At 73.5% G+C, this 21013-nt stretch carries 18 protein-coding genes; 9 read left to right on the forward strand and 9 right to left on the reverse strand.

Going from position 1 to position 21013, the window contains the following annotated elements:
• The first annotated feature begins 196 nt into the window (after window positions 1-196).
• On the forward strand, window positions 197-793 hold the full coding sequence (locus WME89_RS42990) for a DUF2231 domain-containing protein (protein WP_438005377.1): 597 nt from the start codon (window positions 197-199) through the stop codon (window positions 791-793).
• Between the two features lie 139 nt (window positions 794-932).
• Here the strand turns inward: WME89_RS42990 and WME89_RS42995 are convergent, their stop codons facing one another.
• The gene (locus WME89_RS42995; protein WP_438005378.1) at window positions 933-2345 is read right to left on the reverse strand and encodes a serine/threonine-protein kinase; all 1413 of its coding nucleotides are present in this window, start codon (window positions 2343-2345) and stop codon (window positions 933-935) included.
• Between the two features lie 320 nt (window positions 2346-2665).
• Here WME89_RS42995 and WME89_RS43000 point away from each other — a divergent pair, with 320 nt between their 5' ends.
• The 4 genes from WME89_RS43000 to WME89_RS43015 all read left to right on the forward strand — a co-directional run bounded on the left by WME89_RS43000 (window position 2666) and on the right by WME89_RS43015 (window position 7441).
• The gene (locus WME89_RS43000; protein ID WP_438005379.1) at window positions 2666-3664 is read left to right on the forward strand and encodes a helical backbone metal receptor; all 999 of its coding nucleotides are present in this window, start codon (window positions 2666-2668) and stop codon (window positions 3662-3664) included.
• A gap of 104 nt (window positions 3665-3768) precedes the next feature.
• Window positions 3769-4035, forward strand: coding sequence for an acyl carrier protein (locus WME89_RS43005; protein WP_012239660.1), 267 nt, complete (start codon window positions 3769-3771; stop codon window positions 4033-4035).
• Entirely contained in the window at window positions 4032-5837 is a 1806-nt protein-coding gene (locus WME89_RS43010; RefSeq protein WP_438005380.1) for a fatty acyl-AMP ligase, read from the forward strand. Before WME89_RS43005 ends, WME89_RS43010 begins: the two co-directional genes overlap by 4 nt.
• 206 nt (window positions 5838-6043) lie before the next feature.
• Window positions 6044-7441: an MFS transporter gene (locus tag WME89_RS43015; RefSeq protein ID WP_438005381.1), complete on the forward strand. Its 1398-nt coding sequence runs from the start codon at window positions 6044-6046 to the stop codon at window positions 7439-7441.
• 15 nt (window positions 7442-7456) lie between these two features.
• Here WME89_RS43015 and WME89_RS43020 read toward each other — a convergent pair whose 3' ends face one another.
• The 7 genes from WME89_RS43020 to WME89_RS43050 form a co-directional block, all read right to left on the reverse strand.
• Window positions 7457-8734, reverse strand: a complete 1278-nt coding sequence (locus WME89_RS43020; protein WP_438005382.1) for an amidohydrolase family protein — start codon at window positions 8732-8734, stop codon at window positions 7457-7459.
• 356 nt (window positions 8735-9090) lie between these two features.
• A complete protein-coding gene (locus tag WME89_RS43025) occupies window positions 9091-9873 on the reverse strand; it encodes an SDR family NAD(P)-dependent oxidoreductase (protein ID WP_438005383.1) in 783 nt (260 codons plus the stop codon).
• Window positions 9874-10143: 270 nt separating this feature from the next.
• The gene (locus WME89_RS43030) at window positions 10144-11451 is read right to left on the reverse strand and encodes a hypothetical protein (protein WP_438005384.1); all 1308 of its coding nucleotides are present in this window, start codon (window positions 11449-11451) and stop codon (window positions 10144-10146) included.
• The gene (locus tag WME89_RS43035; protein ID WP_438005385.1) at window positions 11448-12365 is read right to left on the reverse strand and encodes a hypothetical protein; all 918 of its coding nucleotides are present in this window, start codon (window positions 12363-12365) and stop codon (window positions 11448-11450) included. Before WME89_RS43035 ends, WME89_RS43030 begins: the two co-directional genes overlap by 4 nt.
• Window positions 12362-13210 carry a hypothetical protein gene (locus WME89_RS43040; protein ID WP_438005386.1) on the reverse strand — a complete coding sequence of 283 codons (849 nt, stop codon included), beginning with the start codon at window positions 13208-13210 and terminating at the stop codon, window positions 12362-12364. The genes WME89_RS43035 and WME89_RS43040 overlap by 4 nt, the downstream gene beginning before the upstream one ends.
• On the reverse strand, window positions 13185-13994 hold the full coding sequence (locus WME89_RS43045; protein ID WP_438005387.1) for a ParA family protein: 810 nt from the start codon (window positions 13992-13994) through the stop codon (window positions 13185-13187). Before WME89_RS43045 ends, WME89_RS43040 begins: the two co-directional genes overlap by 26 nt.
• A 65-nt stretch (window positions 13995-14059) precedes the next feature.
• Window positions 14060-14476, reverse strand: coding sequence for a hypothetical protein (locus tag WME89_RS43050; protein WP_437658592.1), 417 nt, complete (start codon window positions 14474-14476; stop codon window positions 14060-14062).
• A gap of 157 nt (window positions 14477-14633) precedes the next feature.
• Between WME89_RS43050 and WME89_RS43055 the strand changes: the two genes are divergently transcribed.
• The 4 genes from WME89_RS43055 to WME89_RS43070 all read left to right on the forward strand — a co-directional run bounded on the left by WME89_RS43055 (window position 14634) and on the right by WME89_RS43070 (window position 19718).
• Window positions 14634-17360: a TonB family protein gene (locus WME89_RS43055; protein WP_438005388.1), complete on the forward strand. Its 2727-nt coding sequence runs from the start codon at window positions 14634-14636 to the stop codon at window positions 17358-17360.
• Window positions 17357-18130 carry a hypothetical protein gene (locus WME89_RS43060; protein ID WP_438005389.1) on the forward strand — a complete coding sequence of 258 codons (774 nt, stop codon included), beginning with the start codon at window positions 17357-17359 and terminating at the stop codon, window positions 18128-18130. The genes WME89_RS43055 and WME89_RS43060 overlap by 4 nt, the downstream gene beginning before the upstream one ends.
• Window positions 18127-18642: a hypothetical protein gene (locus tag WME89_RS43065; protein ID WP_438005390.1), complete on the forward strand. Its 516-nt coding sequence runs from the start codon at window positions 18127-18129 to the stop codon at window positions 18640-18642. Before WME89_RS43060 ends, WME89_RS43065 begins: the two co-directional genes overlap by 4 nt.
• 140 nt (window positions 18643-18782) lie before the next feature.
• Window positions 18783-19718, forward strand: a complete 936-nt coding sequence (locus tag WME89_RS43070) for a hypothetical protein (protein ID WP_438005391.1) — start codon at window positions 18783-18785, stop codon at window positions 19716-19718.
• Between the two features lie 343 nt (window positions 19719-20061).
• Here the strand turns inward: WME89_RS43070 and WME89_RS43075 are convergent, their stop codons facing one another.
• Complete coding sequence (locus WME89_RS43075) at window positions 20062-20958, reverse strand: hypothetical protein (RefSeq protein WP_438005392.1); 897 nt, start codon at window positions 20956-20958, stop codon at window positions 20062-20064.
• Window positions 20959-21013 lie beyond the last annotated feature (55 nt).

The following is a 21013-nucleotide window of genomic DNA, read 5'->3' on the forward strand; positions in this document are numbered from 1 at the left end:
CGCACGATTGCAGGAGCGAGTGCGCCGGCCTTTGTCCGCGCCGCGGTGGGAAGGCCCGAACCGCTCGCGCGGGGTCCGCCGATTGCTCGTGTGTCGTCGTGCGGGGGTCCACCGCTGGACGGCGGCTGGACGTTCGGCGCGCGGGCGCCATGAGCCGGGAATGCGCGCGGGAGACGCGCGCCTCTGGGGAGGGAACATGATCGGAAGCGCAGTCTTGGGGGAGATCGAGCAGCAGGACTGGATCGACCGGATCGCCGACCCGCTGCAGCGCGGCATCCGGTCCGTCCTGAGGCGAGCGCCCACGGTGGCCAAGGTGCTCCACGGCAAGTTCCTCGGGCACCCTCTGCACCCGGTGCTGGTGACCATCCCCATCGGTGCCTGGTCGTGCGCGCTCGTGCTCGACCTCGCCGGCATCGGGGGCGGGCGCAAGGTCCACCGCGGCGCGGACGCGACAGCGGCGATCGGCCTCGCCGGCGCGGTCGCGGCGGCGGCCGCCGGGCTCGCCGACTGGAGCACCACGCTCGGGTCGGCGAAGCGGATCGGCTTCGTCCACGGCGCCATGAACATGGCGATCGCCGGCCTGTACGGCGCCTCGCTCGCGTCGCGGGCGGTCGGGCTTCGCTCCCTCGGGATCGCGCTCTCGACCACGGGGTTCGGCCTCGCCGGCGCGAGCGGCTGGCTCGGAGGAGAGCTCATCTACCGTTACGGCGTCGGCATCAGCAACGACGCGTGCGAGCGGAAGCCGGAGACGCAGGTCCCCGTGCCCGAGGCGCCGATCGCCGAGCCGGCATGAAGGCGACCGGCGGCGCCGGCGCGCGGACAGGGAAAGCCAGGGACCGCCAGGAGATCTCTTCGTTGCTTTCTCCTGGCGCCCTCCTGGCGTCCTTGGCGCTCCGGGCCGTCCGGATCTCTCCTCGGCCCAGAGGGCGCTGTCAGCGCGCCGCGAGGTAGCAGCCGGCGACGAGGAGCGCGAGCAGCACGAGCAGCAGCGCACCGCGCGCGAGCAGCGGCCCGAGCGCGCGCCGCCGGGATCGAGCGAGCGAAAGCTGCGCCCCGACCCGGGGCGACATCGGCGCGCCCGCGACCCGCGCGCCAGGCCTGGCGCGCTGCGCGCCGGCCGCCCTCGCCAGAGGCGCCGCCTCCCTCGGCGGCGCCGCCGTCCCCGCTGCCGGTGCCGCCGCCGCCGCCCGCGCCCGCGGCGTCGCGGCCGCCGTCGCGACCGGCTCGATCACCGCAGGCGGACCGAGCTCCAGCGCGCGCACCGCGCGCTCGCGCGCCCGGCGGGCGGCCACGATCTCCGCGCCGAAGTTGTCGCGCAGCCACGCCCCGAAGCGCAGCGGGCTCGCCGCCATCTCGGCCGCCGCCGCGTACGCCGCGACGTCCCGCAGCATCGCCGCCGCGCTCGGGTAGCGATCCTCGGGCGCCTCCGCGAGCGCCCGCGCCACGATGGCGTGGAGCGTGGCCTCGTCCGGGAGCCCGCGCTCGACGAGCGGCGGGATCGCGGCGCGCCGGGCGAGCTCGAGCAGCTCGCCGCGCGCCTCCTCCTTGGAGAGCGACGCGCTGCCCGCGCTGTACATCCGCCGACCGGCGAGCAGCTCCCAGAGCAGGATGCCCGTCGCGAAGATGTCGGATCGCGCGTCGAGCGCCTCGCCGCGGGCCTGCTCGGGGCTCATGTAGCCGGCCTTGCCCTGCAGCGCCTCGTCCAGCGTCCCCCCGCCGCGCTCGTGCGCGCGGGCGATGCCGAAGTCGCAGAGCTTGATCTCGCCCTCGAAGCTGAGGAGCACGTTCGACGGCGAGACGTCGCGGTGCACGACGCCCTTGCGGTGGGCGTAGGCGAGCGCCTGCAGCGCCTCGACGATGATCAGCAGCGAGAAGGCGACCGGGAGCTTCACCTTCTGGCGCGCGCAGCGCCGGAGCAGCTCGCGCAGGTCGAAGCCCTCGACGTATTCCATCGCGATGAACATCGCGCCGTCCTCGCGGCCGAGGTCCTCGACCTGCACGATCGACGCGTGGCGCAGCCCCGCGGCGAGCCTGGCCTCGCTCGCGAGCATCTCCACGAAGCGCGGGTCGTGCGCGAACCTCGGGGCGACCTCCTTGATGGCGACGAGGCGCGCGGCGCCGAGGTCGGTGCGCACCCGCGCCAGGTAGAGGTCGGCCATCCCGCCCTGGCCGATGTGATCGAAGAGCGTGTAGCGCCCGATGCGGCACGGCAGCAGCCGCCCTCCGCGGGGCGCCCGGCGGAGCGGGGGCTCCTCGCGCGCGGGGACGCGGGCGAGGGGCGGCAGGCCGGAAGGCGGGTACGGGAGCGTGCCTCCGCGACGCACATCGAGGCGATCGATCTGCACGACCCCTCGTCGCAGACTTCGCCCGGGTGGGCCAACTCTACGCGGGCGCCGCGCCCGGCGAGGTGGCTGTCGCATCCGCCCGGAGGCGCCAGCACGAGGCCTGTAACTATCCACATTTGTTCAGGTTTTGCCCTATCTTCCCGCCGCCGTCGTCCAGTCCCGACACCACCCCGGCGCCGGCCGTGCCCGTCACGCCGCCGTGCCCGCCACGCCCGCCGTGCCCGCCGCGCTCGGCTGCGGCCCCGCGCCGATCGCGCGCGGCGCGCGCGACGCCGCGCCGAGCGCGTGCAGCGCGCGCGGCGACGGGCTACATCCGGCGCATGGCGTTCAGCGCAGGCTGGGGCCCGGCTTTCGCCGGGTCGTTCATCCGCATCGTCGACGACCGCGGGCGCAAGCACGAGTGGCGCGGCTCGCCGCAGCGGATCGTCTCGCTCGTCCCGAGCGACACCTACTCGCTCATCCGGCTCGGCGCCAGGGAGCGGCTCGTCGGCCGCACGCGCTACTGCGTCGCGCCCGCGGACGACGTCGAGGGCATCGAGCTCGTCGGCGGCACGAAGGACGCCGACGTCGACCGCATCGTCGCGCTCGACCCCGAGGTCGTCGTCGCGAACCAGGAGGAGAACAGCAAGGGCGACATCGAGCGCCTCGACGCGGCGGGCCTCCGGGTGCTCGTCTCGTTCCCGAGGCGGGTCGCCGACGGCGTGGCGCACCTCGCCCGGCTGGCGCGCCTGCTTGGCCACTCCGCGTCGCCCACGGCGTCCGCGCGCCCCGCGGCGCCGGACGGCGGCGCCCCCGCCCCGCCGCCCCCTTCGGCCGTCGCGCGCGAGCAGGTCGCGGCCGCCTACCGCGCCCACGCCGCGGCCGAGGCGCGGCGCCGCGAGCGCCCGCCGCTCCGCGCCTTCGTCCCGATCTGGATGGCCCCGCTGATGACCGTCCACGGCGACACATTCATCTCCGACATGCTCGACCTCGCGGGCGCGCAGAACGTCTTCGAGGACCGGCCCCGGCGCTACCCGCTCGCGGCCGACCTGGGCAAGGCGCCGCCGCTCCCGCCCGAGCGCGTCCAGGGCCGCGACCTCCGCTACCCCCGGGTGACCCTGGACGAGGTGATCGCCCGCGCCCCGGACATCGTGCTGCTGCCCGACGAGCCGCACGCGTTCACCGACGCCGACGCGGCAATATTTCGCTCCCTCGACATCCCCGCCGCCCGCCGTGGGCACGTGTTCCGGTGCGATGGCAAGGACCTCATGTGGTACGGGGCGCGGGCGCTGGAGGGGCTCAGTCGGCTGCGCGAGATCATCGACGCCGCCCGTCCCTGATGCAGCGCGAAGGTCTGTTCAGGGGACGCGCGGCCGCATTCGAGCGCCTCGCCGCCGGAGCAAGCCCCCTCCTCGCCACGCCGCAGTTGGGGTAGGACCGGACGATGACGTGGACACGGGAGACGTTGCGGGCAGAGATCATCCAGCTCCTGGAAGGGCACACGGCCGGCGAGGTGAAGATCGAGGAGTCGAGCCATCTGGTCGCCGACCTCAGCCTCGACTCGCTGGGGGTGATGGAGATCGTCGCGGACATGGAGGACAAGTTCGACCTCTCGATCCCCGACGACATGTTGCGCGAGGTCGACACGGTCGCCGACGTCGTCAAGGCCATCGAGCTCAGGCTCAAGAACGAAGGAAGGCTCTCGGGATGACGGCTGTTTGGAAAGCGCGAACGGTCGCACAGGCGATCGAGGACGCAGCGACGAGCACGAAGACGGGCTATCGCTTCATCGAGGAGTCGAGCGAGACCGAGCCGTTCTTCACGCATGGCGGCATCGAGCGGGCGAGCGCGCGCATCGGCGGCGCGCTCCAGGCGCTCGGGCTCCAGAAGGGCGATCGCGTCGCGTTGATCCTGCCGGACAACGCCGACTTCATCTTCGCCTTCCTTGGCGCGATCCGCGCGGGCGTCATCCCGGTGCCCATCTACCCGCCGACCGGCCTCGGCAAGCTGACCGGCTACCTCGAGAACACGCTGCACATCGTCGCGAAGAGCGGCGCCAAGGTCCTGCTCACGAGCGCCGAGATCAAGCGCGTGCTCGGCACGATCCAGGCGCAGGCGCCGGAGCTCCAGCAGATCGTGGCGGTGGAGGGCATCCGCGGCTCCCGCGAGGAGCTCAAGCCAGTGAAGGTCGAGCTCGACGACGTGTGCTTCCTCCAGTTCACGAGCGGCTCGACGTCGCGCCCGAAGGGCGTGGTGCTCACGCACGCGAACCTGGCCGCCAACGTGCGGGCGATCGTGGACCTCGGCCTCGGGGTGCGCGAGTCGGTGGATACCGGCGTGTCGTGGCTGCCGCTCTACCACGACATGGGGCTCATCGGCTTCGTGATCGCGCCGCTCTATTACGTCAACACGGTCACGTTCCTGCCTCCGCTCCTGTTCCTGAAGCGCCCGGTGCGCTGGCTGGAGGCGATCACGCGCCACCGGGGCAACGTGTCGTTCGGGCCGAACTTCGCCTATGCGCTCTGCGTGAAGCGGATCCGGGAGCAGGACATGGCGGGGCTGGACCTCTCGACGTGGCGGGTGGCCGGCTGCGGCGCCGAGCCGATCCGGGCCGACAACCTGCGCGCGTTCGCGGAGAAGTTCGCGCAGGTCGGCTTCGACGAGAAGGCGTTCGTCTGCTCCTACGGCATGGCCGAGAGCACGCTGGCGGTGTCGTTCAGCACGCTCGGGACGGGGCTGCAGACCGACGTGGTGGACGGCGAGACGCTCTGGAAAGAGGGCAAGGCGGTGCCGGCCGCGGCCGACAGCGACGGCGCGTCGTCGCTCGTGCAGTGCGGGTCGGCGTTCGAGGGGCACGAGATCGCCGTGTTCGCGTCGGACGACGCGGAGAGCGCGCGGCCGCTCGGGGATCGCGAGGTCGGGGAGCTCAGGCTGCGGGGGCCGAGCGTGATGCCCGGCTATTTCAACGAGCCGGAGCTCACGAAGGAGGCGTTCGCGGGCGGGTGGCTGCGGACGGGGGACCTCGGGTATCTCGCGGACGGCAAGGTCTATATCTGCGGGCGCTCGAAGGAGGTCATCATCGTCAACGGGCGCAACTACTACCCGCAGGACCTCGAGTGGGAGGCGAACCGCGTCGCCGGGGTCCGGAAGGGCAACGTGATCGCGTTCGGGACGATGAAGCCGCATAACGACCGCGAGCGGGTGGTGATCGTCTTCGAGACGGCGGCGTCGGACGAGCAGGAGAAGCAGGCGCTGAAGGGCGAGGTGCGCCGCGTGGTGCAGCAGGCCATGGGGCTCACGGTCGACGACGTGGTGGCGGTCGGGATGGGCGTGCTGCCCAAGACGTCGAGCGGGAAGCTCCAGCGGAGCAAGACGCGGGAGCTCTACGAGAACGGGGAGCTCCTGATCCGGAGCTCGTCGCGCGACGGGGACCGGCTGGACGCGGCCAAGGAGTTCGCGAAGAGCCAGATCAACTACTTCCGCCACGCCATCTTCCGCGGGCGCGGGGGGTGATCCGGGCGGGGGATCTGAAAGGCAAGGGCCGCCGGAGGGGGCAGCGCGCGCGCCGCACGCGCTCGCTGCCCCCTCCGGCGGCTCGAGGCCGTGCCGGATGCCCTGTGCGGCGGCTCTCTGTGGAGCGAGCGGGCGGGCAGGAGTGCGCGTGAAGGCGTAGCCGCTGGTGCGGGGCGCCGTTATCGTCCGCGGCCGGAGGGCGATCCATGCCTGCTTGGCTCAATCAGCTGCTGCCGATCCTTCTGCTGCTCGCGGCGATCGCGGTCGTCATGCGGCGGCTGCCGAAGATCGACCTCGGACACTCGGCGGAGTTCCGGCGCCGGCGGTTCTTCAACTGGTTTCCGCTGGGGCTCACTTACGCTTTTCTCTACATGGGGCGGTACAACTTCTCCGCCAACGCGTCGGCGCTCGACGCCATGCACCTCGTCAGCAAGCAGGAGTTCGGGAACATCGACGGCTGGGGCTCGGCCGTCTACGGGATCGCCTTCTTGCTGAACGGGCCGCTCACCGACAGGTGGGGCGGGCGCGTCACCATCCTCCTCGCCGCCGGCGGCTCGGCGCTCATGAACCTGCTCATGGGCACCGCGGTCCGCTTCGCCGAGGAAGGACAGATCGACCACGACGCGGCCATCACCGCGATGACGGTGCTCTTCGCCGGCAACATGTACTTCCAGAGCTTCGGCGCCGTGTCCATCGTCAAGGTGAACGCGCCCTGGTTCCACGTGCGCGAGCGCGGGATGCTCGGCGGCGTGTTTGGCATCCTGATCTCGCTCGGGCTCTACTTCGCCTACGACTGGAGTCGATTCATCGCCAAGCTCCTGCCCATGCCGTGGGTCTTCCAGATCCCCGCGCTGCTGCTGCTCGGGTTCGCGGTGCTCGACTTCTTCGTCATCCGCGACACGCCAGGCCAGGCTGGATACAAGGACTTCGACACGGCCGACGCCTCGTCAGGCGACACAGGAGAGCGGATCGGGCCCTTCGAGGTCGCGCGGCGCATGTTCTCGCAAAAGGTCATCTGGATCATCGTCGCCATCGAGTTCTGCAGCGGCTTCCTCCGCAACGCGGTGATGAAGTGGTACCTCATCTTCGCGGACAAGACCGGGCTCCAGGGCTTCGTGTCGGCGCACTGGGGCGTGCTCCTGTGCATCGCCGGCATCCTCGGCGGCGTCTTCGCGGGCTTCATCTCCGATCACGTGTTCGAGTCGCGCCGCGGCCCGGTCGCCTCGGTGCTGTACGCGGGCCTCGTGCTCGGCGCCGTGATCGTCCTGTTCACGCTGAGCCTGCCCATCGCGGGGTGGACCGTCGTGTTCATGTCCCTCTGCGTGATCGGCGTCCACGGCATGCTCTCCGGGACCGCGAGCATGGATTTCGGCGGAAAGAAGAACGCGGGCATCGCGACAGGCATCATCGACGGCTTCGTCTACCTGGGCACGGCAGCGCAGTCGTTCCTCTACGCGAGCGTCCTGCCCTCCGGCGACGCGGCGAAGAACCCGGGAAACTGGATGTCCTGGCCCGTCGCCATGCTCCCTGTCGCCCTCGTCGGCTTCGCGCTGGCGACGCGCCTGTGGAACGCGAGGCCGCAGCGGCAGGCGGCGGCGCACTGACGCGCGCGCCGCCGGTCACTCCGCGGCGATCGCGTAGGCGCCCCGCGCGGCGGGCGGGCGCTTGTGGAGCTGGCCGTCCTTCATGATCGCGAGGAACCGGTCCCTGTCCTGCAGGATGCCTACATCCTCCGTCGGATCGCCGTCGACGAGCAGCAGATCGGCGAGGAACCCCTCCCTGACCTGCCCGAGCTCGTCGCCCAGCATCATCAGCTGAGCGCCCAGCCTGGTCGCCGCGACGATCGCGTCCATCGGCGTGTAGCCGAGCAGGTTGACGAAGTGCTCGAGATCGCGCGCGTTCCGGCCGATCGGGTTCCAGGTGAAGCCGTAGTCGCCGCCGGGGAGGATGCGGACCCCGCGCCGGCGCAGCGCCTTCATGTTCTCGCAGCCGAGGGAGAGCTCGGACTCGAGCGCGCGCGCCACGTCCCTCGGCGGAATGACGCCGTAATCCTTCGCCTCATGGAGCGACGTGTAGGTGATGCCGAGCGTCGGCGCGACGAAGATCCTGTCCTTGGCGGCCTCGAGCATGTCGAGCGCCTCCGCGTCGGACAGGGTCGCGTGATAGAGGATCTCGACGCCGTTGCGCAGGCACATCTTCACGCTCTCGGCGCTGCGCGCGTGGGCGGCGACGCGCCTGCCGCGCGAGCGCGCCACCTCGCAGACGGCGGCGACCTCGGCCTCGTTCATCACGGTGTGCATCGCCCTGGCGCTCGGCACGAACTCGTCGCCCGAAGGGTTGATCTTGAGGGTGTCGACCCCCTCGCGGACGAAGTGCCGCGCGGCCCGGCGGAACTCGTCAGGGCCGTCGGCGATGACGGCGAAGCTGTCGCGGTGGTGATGGTGGAGCCGGACGTCGCCGAGGCCGCCGGTGACCGTCATCTCCGGCGAGGCAGCCAGCATACGCGGCCCCGGGATCTCCCCCGCGTTGATGGCGTTGCGGATGACGATGTCGAGCCGCGGCTTCGCCGACGCGGCGCTCAGGATGCTCGTGAAGCCCTGGTCGAGCAGCACGCGCACGTGCTTCATCGTGAGCAGCGTGTGCTCCTCCGGCGGGATGGCGCCGAGCGACTCGATATCTGGCGTGTTGGCGAAGCTCGGGTGCGCGTGGGCCTCGACCATGCCCGGCATCAGCGTGGCGCCGCCCCCGTCGACGACCTCGGCGCCGGGCGCCGACAGCGCCCCGGCCGTCCGGGAGACCGCCTGGATGCGGTTGCCCTGGACCAGGACCTCGCCGCGAAACGGCGGCGCCCCCGAGCCGTCCACGACCGCCACGTTCCTGAAGATCGTCTGTGTCACTGGATGCCTCCCGCGATTGCAGTGGCGCTGTCCTTTTCGGGACGGTTCTGATGGGTTGTCCGGCCGATGCGGCGTTCGGAGGTGCGAAGGCGAGGTGCGAGCCGAACCTCGAGGCTCGCTGCAGCAGTTCGTCGCCTCATACAGCTAAACCGCAAATTGCTACTGCGATAAGAATCGGCGCAATGAAGCGCCGCCGGAGCACGCATTCGCCGTGCGGGCGGCGCAATCTACCATATGCCGGGCCGAACCTCACGAGACCGCGCGCAGGGCACCCGCGGGCAGACCGAGGGGTGAGGGCACCGACGTGACGGCCTGGCGCGCGGAGGCGCCGCCGTCATCGCACGGTGAAGCCGCCGTCACCGCGCGGTGAAGCCGCCGTCGATGAGCAGGGTGGCACCGGTGATGAGCGAGGCCGCGGGGGAGGCGAGGAAGACGACCGCGCCGGTCACGTCGACCGGCTCGCCGACGCGGCCGAGCGGGATGCGCGAAAGGAGGTCGTTGCGGAAGGCGTCGTCCTCCAGCCACTTCACCGTTCCTGGCGTGCGGATGAAGGTCGGCGCGACGCCGTTGACGTTGATCCCGTGAGGGCCCCACTCGACGGCCAGACACCGCGTGAGGTGCACGAGCCCTGCCTTCGTCATGCAGTACACCGACTCTGTCGGAAGCGCGACGAAGCCGGCCTGCGAGCTGAGGATCACGATCTTGCCGGAGCGTTGCCGGAGCATCACCCGGCCAACCGCCTGGCTGACGAAGAAGGTCCCCTTCAGGTTGACGGCCACGGTGTGGTCGAAGTCCGCCTCGGTGACCTTCTCGGCCGGGTTGGGGGGGCCGATCCCGGCGTTGTTGACGAGGATGTCGATGCGGCCGAACGTGCGCTCGGCCTCGGCGACGGCCCGCGAGATCTCCTCGGCGCGGGTGATGTCCATCTGCACCGGGAGCGCGCGGCGGCCGAGCGCGCGGATGGCGCTCGCCGGCCCGTCGTCGCGACCCGCGTCGCGCAGCCCGAGCACCACGTCGGCCCCCGCCTGCGCCAGCGCGACGGCGCACGCGGCCCCGAGCCCGCGCGCGGCGCCGGTGACGAGCGCGACCTGGCCCGTGAGGTCGAATCGGGGCGGCGGGGGGAGCTCGCGGTCTTGCATGCCGCGCTTCTGCCGAACCGGATACGGGGCGTCAAGCGATGGGCACGACAGGTCCTCGAGGAGGTTACGTCCTGGTCCGAGCAGCGGGCTGGAGTCGTCAGGGCCGCGCGGCGCCCCAGGAGGAGGTCAGTCCATGAGCTTTACATCAGAGGCCGGCCCGCGCTCGCGTGGCAGTCCTACGATATCGTCTTTCGCGCCGCCCGGGCGGCGGGCGGCGGGGAGGTCGTCGAGCCGGCGCGGCTCACATCCGCCGAGCGAGTCCGTCAGCGGTCACCACCTGTCCTCGACCGCCTCCACCCTCACCTCGCACGCGTCATCCCCCCGGAGCGGCGACTTCGTCTCTTGCACCCGGAACCGAGTCCCTATCTTGAACAGCCCACCATACGTCTCCGCGTCGATCGGCCGCTCCGTCCCGAAATCCACGCGGTGCAGGAGCTGCATGATCGCGAGCGCCGTCCCCTGCAGGAAGAGGAGCCGGGCCCTCGCCGTGGAACCGTGCTTCATCGCGTAATACGCGCTCTCGTGCGTCATCGGCGCCCGCAGCACCAGCAGCCGGCCCGCCTGGAACTCCGGCGCGGAGAGCGCTCCCCAGCCGAGCGCGCGGGCCAGCCCGAGCAGCTGCTCCAGGCGCTCGTGCTGGTCCCTGCCCACCGGGCCGCACGCCGCCTCGAACGACGCGGACGCGAGCATCCCCCCGAGCAGATGGAACGCGCCCGTCTGCGCCGCCTCCCGCACCAGCGCCTCGAACACCGGGACCAGCTCCGGAGACCGCCGCTCGATGAGGTGCACCGTGTCGAACGTCTTCTGGTGCACATACCCCACCGGCACGAGCGCCAGATTCACGCCGTACGCCGAGATGAGCCCCCGCTCGTCGGCCCGGAGCGCCCCGAGCTCCTCGAGCATCGCGAACCCCACGCGCCGCGACCGCGCCGCGAGGCCGCCCTCGTGCCCCCAGCTCACCCGCGCGGACTCGACCAGCTTGCGCGTCAGCGCCTCGCCGAAGCGCGGCCGCTCGGACCGCCGCGTGAGCAAGAACGTGCAGACCGCATCGCCCCGCGCGACGCACGTGACCTCGTCGGCCTCCAGACGCCCCCAGTCGGACGGGAACGCGAGGCTCGCCGCCGCCGCGCAGTAGCCGGACGCGAACGCGTCGACGACCATCCGGTTCTGGACCCGCCCGCCGTACTTCGCGAGGAAGCTCGTCCCGTGGAAGAGCGACTCCGCCTGCACCGCGCCGCCCTCCGCGCTCAGCTCGAACCGCAGCCGCCCCTGCCCCATCGCGGCGAACAGCTCGCCCGCGAGCTCGAGCTTCTCCCGCGGCGAGGCCCCGTGGCGCTCCGCGTACAGCGGGCCGAGCAGCGCGTGCGCCGCCTCGAACGCCGCCTGCCGGCGCACGCCGCGGCTCTCCCCGCCGAGCGCGTCGAAGATCGTCTGCTCCAGGAACAGCGCGAAGTGGTGCGAGTGCGCGATCACCACCTGGTCCGCCACGTGGAGCAGGCTGTGCGGGACGATCGGGCCGAGCAGATCGCCCAGCGGTCCCTCGATGCGGCCCCGCAAGCCCTGCCGCAGCACCGTCACAGGAGCCTCCGCAGCGCGGCGCGCTCCAGGCCGAGGATGTCCGCCACCGCCGTCTCGATGAGCACCATCGCCTCCGCGCCGAGCTCGTCCGGGTGCTCCAGCGCGAGCGGCGTCAGCCCGGCGCGCAGCGCGAGCCGCAGCCGCGCGACGTGCGGCTCCGGCGCGCGGGACTCGAGCAGCGCGAGCAGCCGCGCGATCCGCGCGGCCTCGGGCGACGGCGCATCGGAGGGCGGCGGCGTCCCGCCCGTCCGGCGCGACGGGACGATGGAGGCGCCCCGCGGCGGCGCCGAGCGCGCGACCCCCCGCACGAGCTCGTCCACCATGTCCGCGCTGAGCGGCTCCTCGAACAGCCCCGGCGGGTCGCTCAGCATCTCCTCGGGCGGCTCCTCGAGCGGCAGCTCGGGCGCGAGCGCCGCGGCGAGCCGCTGCGCCACGAGCCGCGCCATGCCGAGCGGCATCGTGCCGTCGAAGAGGCTCGCGACGACGCAGGCGCGGACGCGCCGCAGGAGGACGGTCCGGCCGCTCAGCTCCAGGGTGACCACCGGGTCCGGGAGCTCCTCCGCGCGGCCCTGCGAGCCAGGCGGCTTGCTCGACGCTCGCGCGCCGCGGCCGCGGCTCGGCCGGGCCGACGCCTCGCGCTCCGGGACGAGCCGCTGCGCGGCGAGCTGGCTCCCGAGGTACGCGTCGCGCAGCCCCGCGGCGACGTCGCCCGGCGAGAGCGCCGCGCCCTCGCGCACGAACACGGCGTGGACGCGCGCGTCGCTGAGGTGGAACACGATGATGGCGTCGAGGCCGCCGACGCCGTAGCCGACGCTGTCGAGCGCGATCGGGGCGAGCGGATCGTCGTCGTCCAGCGCGCCCGCGCCGGCCGTGACCCCACGACCGAACGAGGGCTCGCCGTGCTCCGCGCTCACCCGACGACCCCGATCGCGGCGTCGAGCGCGTGCTGGCACGCGACCCGGACGGCGTGCGCCTCGCGCGGGACGAGCGGGCTCGAGCGCATCAGGCCGACGATGTACGCCGCCGAGCGCGCCTGGAAGCCGATGAGCTGGAAGAAGGGCCCGTCGCCGACGCAGAGCTCGAAGCGCTGCGACGGGGCGCCAGGCAGCGCCGCCACGAGCGAGCCGATCGCCGACGCGATGAGGCCCGAGGCGGCGAGCCGCGCCTCCGTGTCGCGGATCGCGCCGGCGAACGGGAGCCCGGCCGCGTCCGCGAGGAACACGTCCGTGGCGTCCGTCGCCTCGGCGATCCACTCGATCACCCGCTCGCAGCGCGCGACGGGGCCGGCCGCCGCGGAGAGATCCGGGAAGCGCGGCCGCTCGCGGCCCGCCGCGAGCGCCGCGACAGCGTCGCCGAGCCGCTCGGCACGCGGCCCGGGGACCGCCGCGAACGAGGCCGATGAGGAGGCGGGCGACGGCAGGTCGAGCGCCATGCCGTGCCTCGAGTCGACGTCGTCGGCCGACGAGGGCAGCGCGCTCCGGAGCCCGATCTCGCCGCTCGCGCCCGCGCTCGACATGGGCAGGAGGTCGCTCGACGGCGCGAGCTCCTCGAACGCCGGCGATAGCGGCGACAGCGGCGGCGAGGACATCGGCTCCGGCTCCGCCCGCGAGGGCGGCGGCCGCGACTCGAACGACACGAGCGGCGCGCCCGCGGGCGCCACCGACGGCGCCCGCGCCTTCGGCGTCTTCGGCCGCTTCACGAGCGCCGCGGCGGTGACGACGGCGCTGTCGATGTCAAACGAGGAGCGAGATCGGGCCATCGTCATCGTCCGGCGAGGTGGGATCGAGGCGAACGAGCACGTCGTTCGCGAGCTGATCGAAGACCCGCGCGAGCGGCGGAGGCCGCTTCTGCATGAGCAGGAGCGGCGCCCCGCGCAGCGACGCCTCGAGGAACGCCTCGTCGCGCGGGATGACTGTATCGAGGATGATCCCGTCGGGGAACCTGGTCCAGAGCGTCTCGGCGACGTCGAGCGACGCGGGCGCCTGCCGATCGAACATCGACAGCACCATGCCGACGAGCGAGAGGCGCGGGTTCGTCTCGGCGCGCACGCGATCGATCACCGCGAGCACCTGGCCGACGGAGCGGAGCGCCAGCGGCTCGGCCTGGAGCGGCAGGAGCGCGTGCGTGGCCACCTCGAGCGCCCGCGTCGTCACCTTGCCGAGCCCCGCGGGGCAGTCGACGACCACGAGGTCGAAGTCCGGCGCGAGCCGCGCGAGCACGCTCGGGAGCACGGGCCCGCGGGCGAGCGCGTCCTCGAAGCCCGAGACGGTCGTCGGATCGACCCGGCCGACCGTGAGCACCTGGAGCTGCGGATCGCGCGTCCGGAGCAGCACCGACTCGAGGCGCTCGGCGCCCGTGAGCAGCTCCGCGACGCCAGGCCGCGCGCGGTCGGCGAGGCCCAGCGACAGGCCGAGGCTCCCCTGCGCGTCGAGCTCGAGGATCAGCACGCGATGGCCCGCGCGCGCAAGGGCGAGCCCCAGGTTGAGGGAAATCGTGGTCTTTCCCACGCCGCCCTTCTGGCTCGCGACCGCGATGACGTACATGGACTCCCTGACAGCGCACACCGTGGCGCCGGGGGGCCATCCTACAGGACGGGCGCCGCTGGAAACTACAGCAGCGAGATCCGCTTCATGAGCGTGCCGCACAGATCGCTCTGCGGGTTGCGCTCGCGCTCGATCTTGAGGCCGGCCCGGAAGATCTTGTCGGCGCTCTCGAGGTTGCCGAGCACCACGTGACAGAGCCCGAGGAGCTCGTGGTCGCCGGGGTCGCCGTGGATCGACACGAGCTCCGTCAGGGCGGGCACCGCGGCGCGGTGGGCCTCGGTCATCGCCTCGGTCGGCGTCGACGGGACGCCCTTCGCGAGGATCATGAGCCGCAGCACCTGCCGCTGATCCTCTGGACGTTGCTTGAGAAAATCCGGCTTCTGGAAGAGATCGCGGTACCCCCGGTAGGCAGCGTCGAGGTCGCCCCCACGCGCAAGGGTGACGATGGACTTGACCGCCTGGACGAGCGCCTCATTCGCCATGACGAGACGATACACGGGCCAGCGCCGGTCGGGGAGACGCCGCGGCGCTGTCGCAGCGTCGCGCGCTTCCGTCGCCGTCGTGCGCGCCGGCGCGCGGGCGCGCAGGCGCTTGCGGCGCCGCTGTGCGCCGTGGTAGTCGCGTGGGGCTCTCTCACCGATGCGCGCGTCTGGACCAGAAGCAGGGACGGCGAGGCAGCGCGCCGGCGCGCGGCGTGTGTGCGCGTCCGGGCGCGCCGGCGAGGGCGCTGCTCGTGCGCGGAAGGGAGCCGCCGCGTCGAGGCGCCGCTGGCTGCTCTTCTGCTGCCTGTCGGCCAGCGCGCTCGGCGCGCCGCCGGCGCTCGCGCAGCCGGAGCCGCAGCCGGACGCGGCCGTGGCGCCGCAGATCCTCGAGCATGTCGATCCGGTGTACCCGCCCGAGCGGCTCGCCGAGGGCGTCGACACGACGGTCACGCTGTTCGTCACGGTCGAGAAGGACGGCACGGTCAGCGACGCAGTCGTCGCCGAGTCCGGCGGCGCGGGGTTCGACGAGGCCGCCATGAGCGCCGCGCGGCGGTGGCGCTTCTCGCCGGCCATGCGCGGCGGCGCGCCGGTGCGGGCGCGGATCCGGGTGCCGTTCCACTTCGCGCCGGGACCGCACGAGGCGCCGCCCGAGCCGGCGCCGGCCGCGCCCGAGCAGCCGGCGGCGTCCCCGACGCCCGCGCCCGCGCCCGCGGCGCCGAAGCCGGTCGAGTTCGCCGGGGGCGTCGCGGGCCCGCACGCGGTGGCTGAGCCCGGCAAGCCGATCGAGATCCACGTGCAGGGCCGCCCGAACCCGCCGCGGCGCGCGGCGAGCGACTTCCGGATCGGCCGCGCGGCGCTGTCCGCCGCGCCGCACGCGACCGCCGCCGACATGCTCCGCGCCGCGCCCGGCGTCCACGTGGCGCACCCCGAGGGCGAGGCGGTCGCGCAGCGCATCTTCCTCCGCGGCTTCGACGCCGAGCACGGCCAGGACGTCGAGCTCCGGGTCGGGCCGATCCCGCTGAACCAGCGCTCGCACGTGCACGGCCAGGGGTACGGGGACCTCAACGTGATCATCCCGGAGGTGGTGCGGTCGCTCCGCGTCGTCGAGGGGGTCTACGATCCGCAGCAGGGCGACTTCGCCGTCGCGGGCAGCGCGTACTTCGACCTCGGCGTCGAGGACCGCGGGCTGCTGCTCAAGGGCACGCTCGGCTCGTTCGGCACGCGGCGGCTGCTCGCGATCTGGGCGCCGGAGGCGCAGTCGGAGGACACGTTCGGGGCCGCCGCGGTGCGCGCCACGGACGGCTTCGGCGACGGCACGCGGGGGGCGATCTCGGGCGCCGCCGTCGGCCAGTACCGCATGCCCCTGCCGGACGAGTTCTCGCTGCTGCTCCACGTGGCGGCCCACGGCAGCCGCGCGAACCTCGCGGGCGTGCTCCGGCGGGACGACATCGAGGCGGGGCGCGTCGGCTTTTACGACACGTACCGCGACCCGTCGGCCCGCTCGCAGTCGGCCGCGTCGACCCGGCTCCAGCTCGCGCTGATGGCGGAGCGGGAGGACGACGACGGCTCGCAGAAGAGCGCCTGGCTCTGGGCGATGACGTCCGGGTACCGGAGCCGGATGAACTTCACCGGCTACACGCAGCGCTCGCGCGTGCGGCCCGCGTGGGCCGGGCGCGGCGACCTCATCGAGCAGTCGAACGAGGACGTCGCGCTCGGCGGCGGCCTCGCCTACCGCACGCCGCGGACCCCGCTCGCGCCGTGGCTCACCGGCCAGGTCGCCGTGGGGGTCGAGGTGCAGGCCGACGGCATCGATCAGGCGCAGAGCCTGCTCCAGCCGCCCCAGAACGAGACGTGGGACCGGCGCGTCGACGCGTCGATCCAGCTGACCGGGATCGGCGTGCACGGCGACGCCCTGCTCGAGCTGTCGCGCTGGGCGCGGCTGCGCGGCGGCGCCCGCGCCGACGTGCTCGTCTTCGACGTGGACGACCGCCTCGGCAACTTCATCCCGGCGTTCCAGAAGGAGACGCACATCGAGGGGTTCCGGCGCACGGCCGCGGGCGTGGCCTTCGGCCCGCGGGCCACGCTGGAGGTCGACCCGCTGCCCGCGCTGCGCCTGTCCGCCGCGTACGGCCACGGCTACCGCTCCCCGCAGGCGCGGCAGCTCGAGGAGGGCGAGAACGCGCCGTTCGCGACCGTGAGGAGCTACGAGGTCGGCGCGACGGTGCGCCCCGGCGGGGGCCTCAGCGCGACAGCGGCCGCGTACGAGACGCGCCTCTCGTACGATCTCGCGTTCGACGCGGCGGAGGGCGGGCTCGCGCGCATCGGCCCGACGACGCGCCGCGGGCTCGTCGTCTACCTGCAGGCGGCGCCGAGCCCGGCGCTGACCGCGGGCGTGAGCGCCACCCTGGCGCACGCCACGCTGGACGCGCCGCCCCCGCCGACGCCCGAGAACCCGACGCCGCCGTACGTCGAGGGGCAGCAGCTGCCTTTCGTGCCGCCCGTGGTGGTGCGCGCCGATCTCGCGGTGAAGAAGCCGCTCGTCACGATCGCGGGCCGGCCCATCGAGGGGCGGCTCGGCTACGGCGCGACGTTCCTGTCGGCGCGGCCGCTGCCGTACGCGCAGAGCGCCGCGCCGCTGCTGGTGATGGACGCGTCCGCGTCGCTGCGCCGGAGCCTCCGCGCCGGCGGCGACCCCGCGCAGGAGGGCCCCTGGATCGAGGTCGGCGTGGAGGCGCAGAACCTGCTCGACGCCGAGCACGCGGACACCGAGTACTCGTTCGTCTCGAACTGGCAGACCACCCCGGTGCCCTCGGCGCTGCCGGCCCGGCACATCAGCGCGGGGCCGCCGCTCACGGTCCTCGGCAACGTGACGCTCTCGCTATGAACGACCGCCGCGATCGCCGCGCTGGCAACGACCGCTCCGCCGCGCGTGGGCTCCTGGCCCTCGCGGTCGCCGCCGCCCCCGCGCTCGGCTGCGCCGGCACCGGTCAGCCGGAGGTCTCCTACCTCGCGCACGCCGAGGCCGCGCCGCCCGGAGCGATCGCCGCCGGCGGCTGGACGGTCGCGCTCGACGAGGCGTCGGTGGCGTTCGGGCCGGTCCAGCTCTGCGCCGCCGCGTCCGGCTCGGCGACGCTCTGCAGCACGGCGGTCGCCGAGATGCTCTCGATCGCGCGCGTGGATCTGCTCGATCCGGAGCCGCAGCCGCTCGGCCGGGTCCGCGGCTTCGAGGGGGAGATCCGGAGCGCGTCGTTCGATTACGGCATCCACTGGTTCCTGACCGAGTCGGCCCCGGCGCGGTCGCCCGCGGCCCCCGGCGGGCACTCGGCCCACCTGCGCGGGCGCGCGACGCGGGGCGCCGACGCGCTCGACTTCGTCGCCGACGTCGACGCGGTGCCGCAGTTCCAGGGGCAGCGCGCGGTCCCGAGCGTCGCTGTCGCGGCGACGGTCGGCGCCGAGCCGGTCGAGCTCGCGATCCGCTTCGACGTGGGCGCGTGGCTCGCGCGGGTCGATTTCGACGCGCTGGCGGAGGACGCCGGGGGCGAGGGCGGGGCGGCCGAGGTGGTCATCGCGCCGGGGTCGCGCGCGCACAACGCGCTGGTGATCGCCATGACGGCGCAGAGCCCGCCGGCGTTCGTCTGGTCGGGGGCGCGGTGAGAGGCCGCCGCGGCGCAGGCGCGAGCGCGCGCGCGCTGGCGGCGCGGCGACCGCATCGTCGCCCCGCGCGCCCTCGCGGGGCCCCGGGCGCCCGGTGGATCGCGCTGCTCGCGCTGCTCGCGCAGCTCTGCGGCCTGGCGCACGCGCTGCTCGTGCGGCACGCGCGCTGCGAGCACGGCGAGCTGGTCCACGTCGGCGCGCTGGTCAGCGCTGCCCACGCGGGCCACACGGCCCACGCCGCGGCGCTCGCCGCCGCCGCCGCGCCGCAGCTGGCCGACGACGAGGCGTCCGGCCCCGGCGATCGGGTCGCCGCCCAGGACGCGCGGCGCCACGTCGACGACGATCACTGCGACGCATTCGCGCTGCGCGCCCAGCTCGGCGCGCCCCTTCACCGGGTGGCAGAGGCCACCTTGCTCGAGGTGCTCTGCCTCGACGCGCTGCGGCCCTCTCCGGAGGTCCGCCCGATTCCGCTGCTGATCCTGGCTCCAAAGAGCTCTCCGCCCGCGGCCTGAGCGGCGAGGCGAGCGAGCGATGCGGGCGCGGGGCGCGCGAGGTGCGCGGGCCTGCGCTCGGTCCACGTGATGGGGCACGTGGCGGGCGGCGCGCCGGTGCGCGCTCGTCCGGAGTCTTCGACGAAAGAGGAGCTTGGATCATGAAGAGAGCGAGAGAGACAGGGATCGCGGTCGCGGCGAGCGCGCTCGCGCTGGTCGCGGGTTGCGGCGGGGACGACGACGGCGGCGCCTCGTCCGAGACCGGCACCGTGCAGGTCTTCGTCGAGCCGGAGGACACCATCCCCGAGGGCCTCGAGCCGGGCACGGGGGAGGAGAACATCGCGGACGGCTGGAGGGTCACGTACGACCGGTTCCTCGTGACGGTCGGCAACGTGCGCGCGGCGCGCTCGAACGCGAAGGAGACGCTGAGCGATCCCTCGGTGTTCGTGCTCGACCTCAGGAACGCGCCGGCGACGAGGTACGTGATCGCGGAGTTCGAGGGCGCGAGCGCGGTGCGCTGGGACCGCTTCGGGTTCGACCTCCCGAACGCGCGGGGCGAGGTGAAGGCGCTGCCGCCGACGACGCAGGACGACGTGGCGCTCATGGTCGAGGGCGGCTACTCGGTGTTCTTCGAGGGCTCCATCGAGAAGCAGGGCGGCGAGTCGTGCCCGCGCGGGGAGGAGTGCGTCCCCGCGGAGCGGGTGCGCTTCAGCTGGGGTCTGTCGGCCGGGACGTCGTTCGAAGACTGCGCGACCGAGGACGGGCTGACCGGGTTCAGCGTGCCGACCGGCGGCACGATCGCGGTGAAGCCGACCATCCACGGCGATCACTGGTTCTTCAACAACATCACCGCGGGCGCGGAGATCACGAAGCGTTACGCGCAGTACATCGCCGACTGCGACCTCGACGGCGACGGCGAGACCACGATCGACGAGCTCAAGCAGGTGAAGGTCGCCGAGGTCTTCGGCCAGGACTACAACCTCGCCGGCGCGCTCGGGGAGATCGAGACGGCGTACGATTACGTCGTCGCGCAGGCGCGCACGCTCGGCGACTTCCAGGGCGACGGCGAGTGCCCGACGCGCGCGGTGCTGCCGTGAGCGGCTGAGGGGCGGCGGGCCGCGCCGATCGTGATGGCCGGCGCGGCGCCGTCACTGCCTCCTCCGTCGCGATCGCGTGTTGCCCAGGCGCACCTCGGGCTCGAACGCGCCTGGGAAGTTGAACACCTGCAGAGGCCTGTTCCCGGGTCCTCTTCCAGATCGGGCCTGTCCGGATCGAAGGTGTGGAGCCGGGAGATGGGATCACCGATGTCGATCCCGAGATCGAGCGGCACGACGTACGTGCCGCCGGTCCGTTCCACGCCGAGGATGTAGCCTGTCAGCGCGAAGGTGATCGCGTCGCGCCGGCGGTCGGCGGGGCACCAGCCCTCTTCCTCGGTGCCGCCTACCGCGCGTCGTGCTCGCGCCAGAAGGCGAACGCCTCGTCCAGATAGATCTCCTTCGCGCCGTGGCCGACGGGGTGCTCGGCGACGCGCACGGGCCAGCCCGCGCCGCGCAGCACGCCGGCGAGACCGCGGGCCGAGCGGCCCACCGCGTCGTGAGTGCCGAAGCCGATGTAGAACGGCCTGGGCTCGAGCTTCGCGAGCTCGGGCGTCGCCTGCCCTCCCCCGCCGGACATCGCGCCGAAGCCGTCGGCGTCGACGCCGCCGCGCAGCGCGAGCGCCGCCGCGAAGAACGCGCCCGACGAGGAGCCGGCGACGTACACCCGCGAGAACGACACGCCGGCGATCTCCTCGAGCTTGCGCCGCTTCTCGGCGAACGTCGCGACGAACGCGGCGGCGTGCTTCTCGTACGCGGACCCGCCTGTCGGCCAGCCCCACCAGCTCGCGTACCCCTTCGGCGCGAGGCCGACCTTGCCGCGCGGCATCAGGGCGGCGACGCCCGCGCGCCGCGAGGCGCGCGCCACGACCGTCTCGAAGTTGGTCTTCTGCTGGCTGTCCTTCCCCGGCGGGACGATGCCGTGGAGGTAGATGAGCAGCGCGCGGGTCGGCGCGTCGGGCAGCGCGTAGCAGGTCTCCTCGTCGAGCGCGTCGACGCCGTCGATGCACCAGTCCGCCTCGACGCGCGGCGGGCGCGCTCGAGGCCACGGCGCCTGCTCGGGCTGCGCGCTCGTCGCCGCGGTGACGGACGCGGTCGGAGACGGCGTCGGGCCGGGCGCCGCTCGACCGAGCGCGGCGCCGTCGTGCGCCAGCGCGCGCTTGCTCGTCGGCGCGTCCGCCGCGCTGTTGCACGCGCAGGGTACGACCGCGATCGCGGCGAACAGCCCCGCGATCCATCGCACGTCGATTCCGGAGCACGGTCCGTTGGCGCCCCGGCCAAGGCCGCCCGGAGCGCCG

Origin of the sequence: Sorangium sp. So ce321, assembly GCF_051530195.1 — a bacterium.
Classification (GTDB): Bacteria; Myxococcota_A; Polyangia; order Polyangiales; family Polyangiaceae; genus Sorangium.